This window comes from Chelativorans sp. J32, assembly GCF_000518985.1.
Classification (GTDB): domain Bacteria; phylum Pseudomonadota; class Alphaproteobacteria; order Rhizobiales; family Rhizobiaceae; genus Chelativorans.
Genome location: NZ_JAEQ01000024.1, coordinates 19,825 through 33,678, shown reverse-complemented (window position 1 = coordinate 33,678; position 13,854 = coordinate 19,825). Strand labels below are relative to the sequence as shown.

The 13,854-nt window shown below is 60.6% G+C and carries 11 protein-coding genes; 8 read left to right on the top strand and 3 right to left on the bottom strand.

Translation table 11 applies throughout. The features are described 5' to 3' along the window. Positions 1-13 precede the first annotated feature (13 nt). The 6 genes from CHEJ32_RS0121815 (at position 14) to lexA (ending at position 6,275) form a co-directional block, all read left to right on the top strand. The gene (locus CHEJ32_RS0121815) at positions 14-1,900 is read left to right on the top strand and encodes a SurA N-terminal domain-containing protein (protein ID WP_028035678.1); all 1,887 of its coding nucleotides are present in this window, start codon (positions 14-16) and stop codon (positions 1,898-1,900) included. Positions 1,901-1,903: 3 nt separating this feature from the next. Continuing rightward, entirely contained in the window at positions 1,904-2,920 is a 1,017-nt protein-coding gene (gene trpD / locus CHEJ32_RS0121810; protein ID WP_028035677.1) for an anthranilate phosphoribosyltransferase, read from the top strand. A gap of 16 nt (positions 2,921-2,936) precedes the next feature. Then, complete coding sequence (trpC, locus tag CHEJ32_RS0121805; protein WP_028035676.1) at positions 2,937-3,752, top strand: indole-3-glycerol phosphate synthase TrpC; 816 nt, start codon at positions 2,937-2,939, stop codon at positions 3,750-3,752. Position 3,753: 1 nt separating this feature from the next. Beyond that, the gene (moaC, locus tag CHEJ32_RS0121800) at positions 3,754-4,272 is read left to right on the top strand and encodes a cyclic pyranopterin monophosphate synthase MoaC (protein WP_028035675.1); all 519 of its coding nucleotides are present in this window, start codon (positions 3,754-3,756) and stop codon (positions 4,270-4,272) included. Continuing rightward, the gene (gene glp, locus CHEJ32_RS0121795) at positions 4,253-5,458 is read left to right on the top strand and encodes a gephyrin-like molybdotransferase Glp (protein WP_028035674.1); all 1,206 of its coding nucleotides are present in this window, start codon (positions 4,253-4,255) and stop codon (positions 5,456-5,458) included. Before moaC ends, glp begins: the two co-directional genes overlap by 20 nt. A gap of 106 nt (positions 5,459-5,564) precedes the next feature. Then, the gene (gene lexA, locus CHEJ32_RS0121790) at positions 5,565-6,275 is read left to right on the top strand and encodes a transcriptional repressor LexA (RefSeq protein ID WP_028035673.1); all 711 of its coding nucleotides are present in this window, start codon (positions 5,565-5,567) and stop codon (positions 6,273-6,275) included. A gap of 178 nt (positions 6,276-6,453) precedes the next feature. Here lexA and CHEJ32_RS0121785 read toward each other — a convergent pair whose 3' ends face one another. Then, on the bottom strand, positions 6,454-8,811 hold the full coding sequence (locus CHEJ32_RS0121785; protein WP_028035672.1) for a ComEC/Rec2 family competence protein: 2,358 nt from the start codon (positions 8,809-8,811) through the stop codon (positions 6,454-6,456). Between the two features lie 125 nt (positions 8,812-8,936). Here CHEJ32_RS0121785 and gltX point away from each other — a divergent pair, with 125 nt between their 5' ends. Next, positions 8,937-10,364, top strand: a complete 1,428-nt coding sequence (gltX, locus tag CHEJ32_RS0121780) for a glutamate--tRNA ligase (protein ID WP_028035671.1) — start codon at positions 8,937-8,939, stop codon at positions 10,362-10,364. A gap of 169 nt (positions 10,365-10,533) precedes the next feature. After that, positions 10,534-11,823, top strand: a complete 1,290-nt coding sequence (gene gltA / locus CHEJ32_RS0121775) for a citrate synthase (RefSeq protein WP_028035670.1) — start codon at positions 10,534-10,536, stop codon at positions 11,821-11,823. 177 nt (positions 11,824-12,000) lie between these two features. Here gltA and CHEJ32_RS0121770 read toward each other — a convergent pair whose 3' ends face one another. Together CHEJ32_RS0121770 and CHEJ32_RS0121765 are read right to left on the bottom strand one after the other, a co-directional pair. Beyond that, positions 12,001-12,789, bottom strand: coding sequence for an ATP12 family chaperone protein (locus CHEJ32_RS0121770; RefSeq protein ID WP_028035669.1), 789 nt, complete (start codon positions 12,787-12,789; stop codon positions 12,001-12,003). 55 nt (positions 12,790-12,844) lie between these two features. Then, positions 12,845-13,831, bottom strand: coding sequence for an RluA family pseudouridine synthase (locus CHEJ32_RS0121765; RefSeq protein WP_028035668.1), 987 nt, complete (start codon positions 13,829-13,831; stop codon positions 12,845-12,847). Between the last annotated feature and the right edge of the window lie 23 nt (positions 13,832-13,854).

Genomic DNA, 13,854 nt, shown 5'->3' with positions numbered 1-13,854 from the left:
AGTAGATTAAGACATGCTCGACAGCCTCCGAAGTGCGGCATCCACCTGGGTCGCAAAACTCTTGCTCATAGTTCTTGTCGCGAGTTTTGCCATCTGGGGCATATCTGGCTCAGTGCCGACAGGTGCGAACAGCGACGTGATAACGGCCGGGGGAACCTCCGTCTCCGCGCTCGATTACCGTTTGGCTTACGACCGGCGCATTTCCGAGCTTTCCCAGCAATTCGGAACGCGCCTTACGAGGGATCAGGCGGTGGCGTTCGGGATCGATGAGCAGGTGCTCTCTCAATTATCCGCCGGGGCGGTGCTCGACGAGACCGCTCGAGAAATCGGGCTGGGCGTGTCGAGAGACAAGCTTGCACAACTCACGGCTGCCGATCCCGCCTTCCAGGGGCTGAATGGCCGGTTCGACAGGAACCAGTTCGAGTTCGTGCTCAATCGAATCGGCATGCGGCCCGAGGACTATCTTAGAAATCGCGAGCAGGCGGCCGTGAGACAGCAGATTGTCGACGCTGTCGCCAGTGGCGTTTCTGCCCCTGACGAGCTGCTGCGCGGTATCGCGCGATACCGGGGAGAAGATCGCACGGTCGAATATGTGGCGTTGTCCCGCTCGGCGGTCGAACCGATCGAAGCACCTGGCGACGAAGAGCTCCAAGGCTGGTTCGATGAGCACAAGGCCGATTACGCCGCGCCAGAATACCGCAAGATCGAGTATGCGAAGCTTGAAGCTGAAGACATTGCTGACCCTTCGGTGATCTCCGACGAGCAGGTAAAGAGCTACTATGACGGAAATCAGGGCCAGTACACGACGCCGGAGCGGCGCACGATCGAGCAGCTGACCTTCTCCTCTCCTGAGGAAGCCACGGCTGCTCGAGAAAGCATGCGCACGGGGACCACCTTCGAGGATCTTGTCGAGCGGCAGGGAAAGAAGCTCGAAGACGTGAACCTTGGCTCGTTGACCCGCGCGGACATACCGGACCAGGCCATCGCAGACGCCGCTTTTTCGCTTACCAAGGATCAGGTGAGCGACGTGGTACAGGGCACGTTCGGACCCGTGCTTCTACGCGTTACAGAAATCTCGCCCGAGGCAGTCACACCGTTCGATCAGGTGAAAGAGGAAATTCGCCATCAGCTCGCGCTGGACGAGGCGAATCGTCTCCTGCTTGACACCCTTGACCAGTATGACGACGCCCGCGCGGCTGGTAATACGTTGCGGGAAGCGGCTGAGCATCTCAATCTCACCGTGAACAGTATTGATGCCGTGGATAGAGAGGGGAACAAGCCGGACGGAACGCGTGTCGAAGGCATTCCGAACCTGCCGGCTCTCCTCTCCGGAGCATTCGATACGGAAGTCGGTGTGGACAATGCGCCAGTCAATCTCCCTGGCAGTGGTTACCTTTTCTACGAAGTGGCCGATATCATGCCGGCGCGCGACCGGGAGTTCGCCGAGGTTCGCGATCGTGTGCTGAAAGACTGGACCGAAGCGGAGGTCGCCTCCCGGCTCGACGAACGCGCCAAGGCCCTCGAAGAAGAGGTAAAGAACGGCAAGCCCCTCGATCAGGTCGCATCCGAACTCGGCCAGGAAAAGGTCGTGAAGCGGGGCCTGAAGCGAGAGGCAAACGACGCCGATCTCGGGCAGGCCGGCGTGAGTGCCGCTTTCAGCGTGGCAAAGGGCGGCACCGGAACAGTCACCAATCCGGCGGGTGATGCGCGCTTCATTTTCCAGGTGACGGAGGTTTTCGAGCCGGCCGCGGCGACAGCCGAGTCGCTCCCCGACGACGTCAAGAACGCCATCACTCAAGGACTGGAGAACGATCTGCTGAATCAGCTCGTCAGCCGCCTCCAGACCGAGCATCAAGTCACCATAAACCGCACGGCGATACAGCAAGCGCTCGCCTTCTGACCCATGGCAGACCTTAAGGCCTACATCGCCAAAGTGGCTTCCGGCGCGGCCCTGAACTTCGCGGAAGCTCGCGATGCCTTCGAGATCATCATGTCCGGCGAGGCCACCCCTAGCCAGATCGGTGGTTTCCTTATGGCATTGCGCGTGCGCGGCGAGACCGTGGACGAGATCAGCGGCGCCGTCGACACGATGCGGTCCAAGATGCTTCCGGTTTCCGCCCCCACGGAAGCGGTCGATATCGTGGGAACGGGCGGGGATGCTTCGGGGACGTACAATGTCTCGACCTGTGCCGCGTTCATCGTGGCCGGGTGTGGGGTCCCAGTGGCGAAACATGGCAATCGTGCGCTGTCCTCTAAGTCCGGTGCCGCGGATAGTCTCACGGCTCTCGGCGTTAACATCGAACTCAGGCCGGATCAGATTGCAGATTGCATAGCCGAGGCGGGTGTCGGCTTCATGTTCGCCCCCAACCACCACGCAGCGATGCGCCATGTGGGGCCGACCAGGGTCGAGCTCGGAACGCGTACCATTTTCAACTTGCTTGGCCCGCTATCGAATCCGGCAAGGGTGAAGCGGCAGCTCGTCGGCGTTTTCTCTGCGCATTGGGTGGAGCCCATTGCGCAGGTGTTGAGGCAGCTTGGTGCAGAACGGGCCTGGGTGGTATATGGCGACGGGCTTGACGAGATCACCACCGCGGGCGTCACGCAGGTTGCAGCCGTCGAGAACGGCGAAGTGACCACCTTCGAGATCGCGCCGGAGGATGTCGGTCTGACGCGGGTGACCGTGGAGGCTCTTAAAGGTGGCGACGGCCAACACAACGGCGAAGCATTGCGCCGCGTGCTCGAAGGTGAGCGAAATGCTTACCGCGATATAGCCCTTCTGAATGCTGCCGGCGCCCTCGTCGTAGCGGGAAAAGCCGCAGCTCTCAGCGATGCCATCGAGCTTGCCTCCCGATCAATCGATGAGGGCTATGCGCTAGCCGCCCTAGAGAAGCTCATCGCGGTTTCCAATCGCGACCGCTGAGGATAAGTTGGACGTCATGGCGGATATTCTTCGCAAGATCGAAGTCTATAAGCGTGAGGAGATCGCAGCGGCGAAAGCGGCGGTCTCCCCCGGTGAACTTGCCGCCCGCGCGCGTGATGTAGGGCCCGTACGGAGCTTCGTTGCTGCGCTTCGGGCCAAGCACGCGGAAGGTCAATTGGCACTGATTGCCGAGGTGAAGAAAGCGAGCCCTTCAAAGGGGCTGATACGAGCCGATTTCGATCCTCCCGCGCTCGCGCGAGCCTATGAACGCGGCGGAGCTGCGTGCCTCTCGGTCCTCACCGATGGTCCTTCTTTCCAGGGTGCGCCCGAATTCCTGACCAATGCCCGCGCAGCGACCGTTCTGCCTGCCCTGCGCAAGGATTTCATGTTCGAGCCCTATCAGGTGCTTGAAGCGCGTGCATGGGGTGCCGACGCCATTTTGATCATCATGGCGAGCCTTTCTGACGATGAGGCGAAGATGCTTGCTGAGGCAGCGGGTGAGCTCGGTATGGAAGCCCTGATCGAGGTTCATGACGAAGCCGAGTTGGAAAGGGCTTTGAAGCTCTCGTCTCCGCTGATTGGCATAAACAATCGCAATCTCCGTACCTTTGAAACGACGCTGGAGACCACCGAACGGCTTGCCCCACTGGTGCCGGAGGATCGCATCATCGTGGGCGAAAGCGGCATCTTCAGCCACGCCGATTGTATGCGCCTGGCGAAGGTCGGCATTTCGACCTTCCTGGTGGGCGAAAGCCTGATGCGCCAGGAGAATGTCGAGGCGGCAACGCGCCAGCTGCTTGGCCTGCAGCCGGATTTCGAGCCGGCAAACTGATATGACCAAGGAACGGGAGACGAGGCTTACCCATCTGCGTGAAGATGGCCGCGCCGAAATGGTCGACGTGGGCGCCAAGGGGGAGACGGAACGCACGGCCGTCGCGGCAGGCGCGGTGATCATGTCTCCCGAGACGTTGCAGGCGATCCTGAAAGGCGATGCGAAGAAGGGCGATGTTATCGCGGTTGCACGTATTGCCGGCATCATGGCTGCCAAGAGAACGCATGAATTGATCCCATTGTGCCATCCGCTGGCGCTCACGAAGATCGCGATTGATATCATGCCGGACGAAGCGCTACCCGGCCTCAGGGTCGAAGCGTTGGCCCGGGTGACGGGCAAGACCGGCGTGGAGATGGAAGCATTGACCGCCGCTTCGGTTGCCTGTCTTACGATCTACGATATGGCGAAGGCCCTGGACAGGGCCATGGTCATTTCGGATATCCGCCTGCTCGAGAAAACGGGGGGAAAATCGGGCACCTGGCGCGCGGAGGACGCGGCTCATGGCACTGCTTCCCGTTGAAGAGGCCCTTCTGCGCACGCTGGAGGGACTGGAGCCTCTAACCAGCGAGGAAGTGGCGCTACCGGAGGCGGCGGAGCGTGTGCTCGCAGCGGATCTCAGAGCACGGCGCACGCAGCCGCCCTTCGATGCCTCTGCCATGGACGGATACGCGGTTCGCGCATCGGATATAGAGGCATCCTCTTCGACACTGTCCGTCATCGGCGAATCCGCAGCAGGCCGTCGCTTTCCGGGCCGCATAAGTCCCGGAGAAGCGGTGCGCATCTTCACCGGCGCCCCCGTTCCCGAAGGCGCCGACACGATCCTTCTTCAGGAGAACGCCTCCGTCCTCGATCCCGGACGCATCCTTGCTTTGGAGCGCCCTTCCCCCGGCCGCCACATCCGGCGCGCCGGCTTCGACTTCAAAGAAGGCGATGAAATCCTTGCCAAAGGTAGGTTTCTAGATCCTGCCGCTCTTTCGCTCGCCGCTGCCGCCGGGCACTCTCGATTGCCAGTGGTGCGTCGACCTCATGTCGCTCTCATCGCCACCGGCGACGAACTTGTACCTCCCGATGTCACGCCTGGGCCCGATCAGATCGTCGCCTCCAACAATTTTGCGATCGCAGCTCTGGCAAAACGTGAAGGGGCGGAGATATCCGATCTCGGGATCGTGCCGGATCAGGAGGATGCGATCTCGAGAGCCGTGCGGCGCGCGCTTGAACTAGGCGCCCATATCATTGTCACGCTCGGCGGCGCTTCCGTAGGCGAGCATGATCTCGTGCGCCATGTCCTTGCCGCCGAGGGAATGGAACTGGATTTCTGGAAGATCGCCATGCGTCCCGGAAAACCGTTGATGGTAGGTCGTTTCGGAGAGACCCGCGTGCTGGGGCTGCCGGGAAACCCCGTCTCCAGCTTCGTCTGCGCGCATCTTTTCCTGCGCCCCATGGTGTCGAGGCTTTCCGGGCGAAGTTTCCGCCCGGACCTGCGAACGGGCAGGCTCGGGGCACCCCTCAAGGAAAATGACGAGCGGCAGGACTATATCCGCGCCGTAATCGAGGAGGATTCCGATTGCCCGATTGCCACCCCCTTCGAGCGGCAGGACTCCTCGATGCTCACCACGCTTGCGACGGCGAATGGATTGATCATACGCCCTCCGCATGCGCCAGCGGCCCAAGCCGGTTCTCCCTGCACAATCCTCATGCTGCGCTAGCGCATGGTGGTAGTTTAATAACCATCCAATTTTAGTATTGCGGAACACAACTCGAACATATAGTGTATGTTCTGGTTTTGTTTATGACTGATTCCGGGTGGTGACGATGCTCACGCGCAAACAGCACGAGCTGCTGCTTTTCATTCATGCCCGCCTTAAAGAGACGGGCATCCCACCCTCATTCGATGAGATGAAGGAGGCTCTCGATCTGGCCTCCAAGTCCGGTATTCACCGGTTGATCACAGCTCTGGAGGAGCGAGGTTTCATCCGTCGCCTTCCCAACCGGGCGCGAGCTCTCGAAGTTTTACGGCTGCCCGATTCGATCGCCCCCGGCCTGGGCGCGCCGCGCAAATTCTCGCCAAGCGTCATCGAGGGAGGCCAAGGCCGTAGCACGCCATCCCAAAGAACGCCGGCGAACAATGATGATGAAGCTGGCATCGTTTCGATTCCCGTCATGGGCCGGATCGCAGCCGGCGTGCCGATCGATGCCATCCAGCATCGGACCCATTCGATCGGCGTGCCGCCCGATATGATCGGCGGCGGCGAGCATTATGCTCTTGAAGTGAAGGGCGATTCGATGATCGAGGCCGGTATTTTCGATGGCGATACGGTCATTATTCGCGAAACTCAGACGGCCAATCCCGGTGATATCGTCGTCGCACTGGTGGATGAAGAGGAAGCGACCTTGAAGCGCTTTCGCCGCAAGGGCGCGTCGATTGCACTTGAAGCCGCAAATCCCGCCTATGAAACGCGCATATTCGGCCCTGATCGCGTGAAGGTGCAGGGCCGGCTGGTGGGTCTCATCCGCCGATATTGAGAACGGTAGGCTGGCAAGGTCGACCCCAGAGCCGTTGGCGCAAGATGCGCGCTGTTATCGAAGCGGCAACCTATGTCAGAGAATTAGCGCTGCGGCCTGATCTTAAATCCGGCACCGCGAGCTGGTGATCGGCATCACAGGCTCAATTGATAACAGAGCGGTACTCGGATTGTGACCTTCACTCCGGCTCTGATCGTCTCGTTCCACCATTGTTCGGCGGCAGCCCGCGCGAGGCACGAGACCAGGCCCGGTGTTCATGCCAAAGCCGCCACTGCTCTCCTATTGCGAAGGTGATCTCCGGTTCCAGCCCTTCTCCTCGTCGGCGAAAATGAACCGAGGCGCTCCCCTGCCGGGCCAGATCTCGCTTGGTTATGACCTCTGCTTGCCCTGCCCTGCACGGTTTCCCGGCAGTTGCGTCATCGATCACGATCACGGCTGCGGATGAACAGGCTCCTGCAGCGGCAAGCTCCGATTCTGCATAGCCGATGACAGCACCGCTTACGTGCCGCGCCAGGCAGAGTTCGTCGGTGCAGGTGAATGCCGTTTCGGGCGCCTGCGCGGATGGCTTGCCTTGGTTCAACGGCTTCACCACCATTTCCGCGTTGAGCGCTCTGGTCCAATCCTGCATTGTAAAAGCATTGGGACGAGCCCGATTAATCGCAAGCGTCCCATCTTCCCCGCGGACCCCGACGAGCCTGCCGTCCTCGCTGATCAGCACGTCCGGCAAATCCCGGGTGGCAAGCAGTGCAAGTCCCACCAGGCAGACTGGCACGGCGAGCAGTTTCAGCCGGCTGGTTGATATCACCGCAATGATGAGCGCCACCGTAAGCACGATAAGCGCCGACAACGGGATAAGTCCCACGGCATCGATCGGCGAGCGATCGGAAAACCATTTGGCGATGAGGATAACGGCTCTCATCGCCTCCGCCATCGCCTTCAGGAAGATGCCATCCAGGCCGAACGGCATTGCGAAGATGGAAAGCACCGCGGCCGGCATGGCTATGCCGGAGACGAAGGGCATCGCCGCGAGATTTGCCGGAAGGGCCAGGGGCGTCGCGCGTTGAAAATGCCAAACGCCATAGAGTGCCGTTGCGGTGCCTGCGATGAGCGAAGTCGCCGCCATTCCCACGACAAGTCCCAGCGCCATACGCACGGTCCGGCGGACAAACGACTCATCGCGCAGCGCCCTGCCACGCGGTCGGCTCCCCCGTCGCTCACTCCAGACGGCATAGCCTGCGACAAGCGCCGCGGTAGCGGCAAAAGACATCTGGAAACTCGGCCCTACCACCTCATGCGGGGACAGAACGATAATGATCAGCGCCGCAATCGCCACGTTGCGCATGGTGAGCGCCGCTCGGTCGAGGATGAGGGCTGCCAGCATAACCGCGAGCATGATATAACTGCGTTGTGCTGCGACATCGGTCCCCGAGAGGAACAGATAGAGCGTGCAAAAGACGAGCGCGGCGCTCGCGGCATATTTCTTGACCGGTACACGTGATGAAAATCCCGGGAACAGCGCCGCTGTCGCCCGCAGCATGAACATCACGGTGGCGGCAACAAGCGCCATGTGAAGACCGGAAATGGAGAGGATATGGGCAAGCCCCGATCGCCTGAGCCATTCATTCACATCCTCCGGAATGCCGGGCCGGTACCCGGCGATCATGGCTACGACCACCTCTCCCGCCGCCCCATCGACATGTGTGCGTATGCGTTCGGCAAGAGCGAGCCTGAGCGTCTCCAGGGAGCGGGCAGCGGTGACGGCAAGGGAAGCATCCGCGTCGATTGCAGCGCGTTCGGGCCCTGTCATGAAGAAGCCGAGTGCACCGATCCCCGCAAAATAGCTGACGAAGGAGAAATCATAGCTGCCGGGGCGAACCGGACCCGATGGCGGCATCAACCGCACAAGCCCATCCAAAAGGTCCCCCGGTCGCAGGTCAGGCGGTACTTTTCGCGCCGTCAGCCGGACACGCTCCGGAGGATGGCGGAGCTGCGGCCGCTGCGTTGAGACGATGTCGACGATCAGACGAATCCGTGCATTCGCTTGGGGTTCTATGCTGACCACCCGACCCGTTATCCTGGTCGTGACGTCGGAGCCGAGAACGGCGGTTCCCGCGCGCCATGTTTCGATCTTGGCAACGCCGACACCTGCCATGAAAGCCAGCAGGGCACCCGCGCAAAGAAGCCCCGCCGGCTTTGCGCGAAGCAGAAAGCAGGCGATCATCAACGCGAGGATGGACGCGAAGATATGCGGGAATCCGGGCTCTTGCGGCAGCGCGTAGTAGGCGACGACGCCAGCGCTCATAAGAACCGGCAAACAAAGGAAGCCTGCACCCCTGCCACCGTCCCGCGCCACTTCCGATGCAAGCGTCTGGGGAATCCTTCGCAACAACGCGCGCGATATCGCAACGGCCGACGGCCGCGAATCAGCAGCTGTTTCGCGATCGGCCGCGCCATCAGCCTTGGTCGGTAAACTCCGCCCGGTGACCAGCAGATGCAGCCGCTCGCCCTCGGCCTCCGCCGTCCGTTCGCCCCCCATGCCTACTTCCCCCCGCAGGCGCCTTGCACCTCACCTCGCCTATGCTACATGACGGGCAGCCGATTTCCACCCTGCGTCAGGCTACTGCTTAGGCGCGGCTCCAAAACGAATCCGGACTCAGAAAAATGACAACACCCGTCGTCACTCGTTTCGCGCCCTCCCCGACCGGCTTTCTTCACATCGGAGGCGCACGCACCGCGCTTTTCAACTGGCTCTACGCTCGTCACGTGGGCGGCAAGATGCTGCTCAGGATCGAGGACACGGACAGGCAGCGTTCGACGCCCGAGGCAACGGCGGCAATTCTCGATGGACTTGCCTGGCTGGGGCTCACATGGGACGGGGAGCCGATCTCCCAATTCGCCAGGGCAGCCCGCCACAAGGAGGTGGCGGAGGATCTCGTGGCCCGTGGGCAGGCTTATTACTGTTACTGCACGCCTGAAGAGATCGAGGCCATGCGGGAGAAGGCCCGCGCCGAGGGCCGCCCTCCCCGTTATGATGGCACGTGGCGCGACCGGGACCCGAGCGAAGCTCCGCAAGGCGTAAAGCCCGTCATCCGCATCAAGGCACCGCTCGAGGGCGAAACGGTTATCCATGACCGCGTACAGGGGGATGTCCGCTTCCCCAACAAGGATCTAGACGACTTCATCATCTTACGATCCGATGGCACGCCGACTTATATGCACGCAGTCGTGGTGGATGATCACGATATGGGCGTCACGCATATCATTCGCGGTGATGATCATCTTACGAACGCCGCGCGCCAAGCCATCATTTACCGCGCGATGAGCTGGGACATCCCCGTGATGGCTCATATCCCGCTGATCCATGGACCTGATGGCGGCAAGCTCTCCAAGCGCCATGGGGCTCTCGGAGTGGATGCCTACCGGGCGATGGGCTACCTGCCCTCCGCCCTACGCAATTATCTGGCACGCCTCGGCTGGAGCCATGGCGATGATGAGGTCATGACCACCGAGCAAATGATCGAATGGTTCGACATCGACGACGTCAACAAGGGTGCAGCACGTTTTGACTTTCAGAAGATGGAAGCGCTTAACGGCATTCATATGCGCCAGATGGACGATGCTGCGCTGTTCGAGATATTCATGGCAACGCTTCCACATCTGGAGGGCGGACCGGCATTCCGGGACAAACTCGATGAAAAGAGGCGAGCACAGCTTCGTGCGGCTCTTCCCGGCCTGAAGGAGCGGGCGAAAACGCTTGTGGAACTCCTTGATAGCGCAGGCTATCTCGTCTCCGAGCGGCCGCTTGCGATGGATGAAAAAGCCGCCGCCCTGCTCGATGACGACGCCCGAAGCATGCTTGCGGCGCTTGCCGAGGAACTGGCAGGCGTCACGGAATGGACTGCCGAGAGCACCGAGGCGGTCGTGCGTGATCTGGCGGAAAGGACCGGCCGGAAATTGGGGAAGGTTGCGCAGCCTTTGCGGGCAGCCCTCACTGGCCGCACCACTTCACCCGGTATCTTTGACGTCCTGGCCGTCCTTGGGCGTGAAGAATCCCTCGGACGTATTCGCGACCAAGCCATTGACGAATGAGCACGTCGAAACAATTATGCTGCAGCGCAACAAGCAGGGCTGTCAAATCTTGGCACGGCTAGGCAAATACGCTAGCTAGAGGCACCAAAAACCGTGCTGGCGGTTGCCTGCCGCTCCCCGTGGCGACGACATTCCTGCCCCAAGTTCAAAGACAGAGAGGTAATGTGCGATGGCGAATTCGACGGTAAAACTTGAACTTGGTGGAAATAGCAGCGAATACCCGGTGCGCCAAGGATCGATCGGCCCCGACGTGGTAGACATAACGTCGCTGTACAAGCAGACGGGGATGTTCACCTACGACCCCGGCTTTACCTCCACCGCAAGCTGCGAGTCGAAGATCACCTATATCGACGGCGATGAAGGTATTTTGCTCCATCGCGGCTACCCGATCGAGCAGCTTGCCGAGCACGGCGACTTCCTGGAGGTCTGCTACCTTCTCCTCTATGGAGAGCTGCCGACGAAGGCGCAGAAAGAAGATTTCGATCTGCGCGTCACTCGGCACACCATGATCCACGAGCAGATGTCGCGCTTTTTCACCGGCTTCCGCCGCGATGCCCACCCAATGGCAGTCATGTGCGGCGTGGTTGGGGCCCTGTCGGCATTCTATCACGACTCCACCGACATATCGGATCCTCACCAGCGCATGGTGGCTTCGATCCGGATGATCGCCAAGATGCCGACCATAGCTGCGATGGCCTATAAGTACCATATCGGCCAGCCCTTCATGTATCCGCGAAACGAGCTGTCTTACGCGGCCAACTTCCTCCACATGTGCTTCGCCGTGCCCTGCGAGGAGTATAAGGTTAATCCGGTGCTGGCGCGGGCGATGGACCGCATCTTTATCCTGCACGCAGACCACGAGCAGAACGCTTCGACATCGACCGTACGTCTGGCCGGATCTTCCGGTGCCAATCCGTTTGCCTGCATTGCTGCAGGCATCGCGTGCCTGTGGGGGCCCGCGCATGGTGGCGCAAACGAAGCCGCACTTAACATGCTTGCGGAAATCGGCTCAGTGGAGCGCATCCCGGAATATATCGAGCGCGCCAAGGACAAGAACGACCCCTTCCGCCTCATGGGCTTCGGACATCGGGTGTATAAAAATTACGATCCGCGCGCCAAAATAATGCAGAAGACCTGCCACGAAGTCCTGGCAGAACTCGGGATCAAGGATGACCCGCAGCTCGATATCGCCATGGAGCTGGAGCGCATCGCGCTCACGGATGAATACTTCATCGAGAAGAAGCTCTATCCGAATATCGACTTCTATTCCGGTATCACGCTGAAGGCTCTCGGGTTCCCGACTACAATGTTCACAGTGCTCTTCGCGGTGGCCCGCACGGTCGGGTGGATTGCGCAGTGGAAAGAGATGATCGAGGATCCGCAGCAAAAGATCGGGCGTCCTCGCCAGCTTTACACCGGGGCACCGGAGCGCGACTACGTCCCGATTGCCAAGCGCTGAAACGATCGACGGTGAACAAAAAACCTCTGCTCACACGAGCGGAGGTTTTCTTTACAGCGCCGTGCATCCATTCGGACGCACAAAGGACGCTACAAGTTATTGAATTGATGCACCTTGCTTTCCTAAAACCGATTCCGGTTTTCGGGCAGATGCTCTAGCGTTCGGATTCCGAGACCTTTACGACAGGGCCTTGAGCAGTGCCACCGCGGCCATCATGTCTCGCTTGCGTGCGGTACGACGAGCGGTCGCCTCCGCGTCTTCGCCCCACTGGGAAATATTCCAATCCTCATCCACATGCGCCGCATTCCAGGCGGCTTCCGCCTCTATGGCGCCTGCCTCCACCGCCAGCGCCAGGATGGCGGAGCCGGTTAGCGATGTCATCACATGCAATATGGCGAGCCGCAGCGGATCGTTGCGAAGCTTCAGATGCGCTCCAACGGCAGCTATTGTCTGCCGCGGCTGTTCCACATGCATGACCCCTTCAGCAAGGATAAAGCGCGCGCTAAGTTCGGCTTCGGCCCAATCGAGCACAGGATCCCAAGCATCCGCCTGGAGCTCGATCAATCGCTCCGGTGCGTCCGCACGGTAATATAGAAGATCGCTCGAGGCGTAGCGCAGAATGTCTTCTGTCACGGCCTGAATATCGCTCGCCACGCCGTCGATCGCCGTATTGACCAGGCGCGTTACCGGCATGCTCATCGGATCGATATGCTCGCCTTGAGCGCTAAACTCGTCAGCGACAAGCTGCGCGGCTGCTTCATTGGGCAGCACGAGCTCCGACCCAAGCGGCGTACGAACAGGCCGGCCGTCCAAAAGAACCTTCCAGGAATCACCGTCGCCACTTACTTCGACGCGTTCATAGAAGCGCTTTGGAAGCTCCCGGCGCATTTGGTTCTGCGCACGGCGTATCGGATCGGGATCCGAAAACTGCCGTCCATCATCAAGGTCTTTAAGAATATCGCGCATGGATCTCTATATAGGCCAGTGTCCGGGAAGCGTCACCCCGACATGGAAACAGGGTTTAGATTTCCTCTTCCGCCGCTGCTTCATTGAAGCCAAGCAAGTTCCAGCTCTGCTGCATATGCGGAGGCAGTTCGGCAACGACATCGACCACTCCCCCATCCGGATGCGGGATCACGATTCGCCGCGCATGGAGATGCAGCCGATTTTGGATACCTCCCGGCAGTTCCCAGTTCTGATCTGCCTCGAAATATTTCGGATCGCCGATGATCGGGCAACCGATATGGGCGGCATGCACGCGCAACTGGTGCATGCGCCCCGTATAGGGCTCCATGATCAACCACGACAATGCCGTACCGGCCTGTTCCGCAAGGCGATATGTGGAGACGGCATGATCAGCCCCCGGTTCGCCGTGCCTGGCGATACGCATGCGATCGCCATCCGGCGTCGCCTCACGAATGAGCCACGTGGAGATGCGGCCTTCCTGCTTGCTTGGAACACCTTTAACGAGGGCCCAGTAGATCTTCTTCGTCTCGCGGGCGCGAAAGGCTTCCGTGAGCTTCACCGCCGCCAAACGCGTGCGCGCCACAACCAAAACGCCCGACGTATCCCGGTCGAGCCTGTGCACCAGCCGCGGCTTCTCGCCCTTCTTGTTGCGCCACGCCTCGAGCATGCCATCTACATGCCGGTTCACGCCGGAACCACCCTGCACCGCAAGTCCGGCAGGCTTGTTGAAAACAAAGACCTTCTCATCCTCGTGGATGAGCATTTGCGAAAGCACCTCGGCATCGCCGCGGTCGCGGATGGTGCGCATGGTGGTGGGTCCGCCGCCCTTGTGGTCGACGGCGAGCGGCGGCACTCGGATCAATTGTCCGGGCTGCACCCTCGTATCCGCCTTCGCGCGGCCACCATCCACCCGCACCTGGCCGGTACGCAGCAGCTTCTGCAGTTGTCCGAAACCGAGGCCCGGATAATGGACCTTGAACCAGCGGTCGAGCCGCATACCGGCCTCGCCACTATCGACAGGAATTTGCTCTACGCCAGCCATCTCTTCACCGTTTCGAGGCCGGC

Bases quoted from the DNA above. Each gene is read 5' to 3' on its own strand.
- CHEJ32_RS0121815 (WP_028035678.1), top strand. From the start codon at position 14: ATGCTCGACAGCCTCCGAAGTGCGGCATCCACCTGGGTCGCAAAACTC.
- trpD (WP_028035677.1), top strand. From the start codon at position 1,904: ATGGCAGACCTTAAGGCCTACATCGCCAAAGTGGCTTCCGGCGCGGCC.
- trpC (WP_028035676.1), top strand. From the start codon at position 2,937: ATGGCGGATATTCTTCGCAAGATCGAAGTCTATAAGCGTGAGGAGATC.
- moaC (WP_028035675.1), top strand. From the start codon at position 3,754: ATGACCAAGGAACGGGAGACGAGGCTTACCCATCTGCGTGAAGATGGC.
- glp (WP_028035674.1), top strand. From the start codon at position 4,253: ATGGCACTGCTTCCCGTTGAAGAGGCCCTTCTGCGCACGCTGGAGGGA.
- lexA (WP_028035673.1), top strand. From the start codon at position 5,565: ATGCTCACGCGCAAACAGCACGAGCTGCTGCTTTTCATTCATGCCCGC.
- CHEJ32_RS0121785 (WP_028035672.1), bottom strand. From the start codon at position 8,811: ATGGGGGGCGAACGGACGGCGGAGGCCGAGGGCGAGCGGCTGCATCTG.
- gltX (WP_028035671.1), top strand. From the start codon at position 8,937: ATGACAACACCCGTCGTCACTCGTTTCGCGCCCTCCCCGACCGGCTTT.
- gltA (WP_028035670.1), top strand. From the start codon at position 10,534: ATGGCGAATTCGACGGTAAAACTTGAACTTGGTGGAAATAGCAGCGAA.
- CHEJ32_RS0121770 (WP_028035669.1), bottom strand. From the start codon at position 12,789: ATGCGCGATATTCTTAAAGACCTTGATGATGGACGGCAGTTTTCGGAT.
- CHEJ32_RS0121765 (WP_028035668.1), bottom strand. From the start codon at position 13,831: ATGGCTGGCGTAGAGCAAATTCCTGTCGATAGTGGCGAGGCCGGTATG.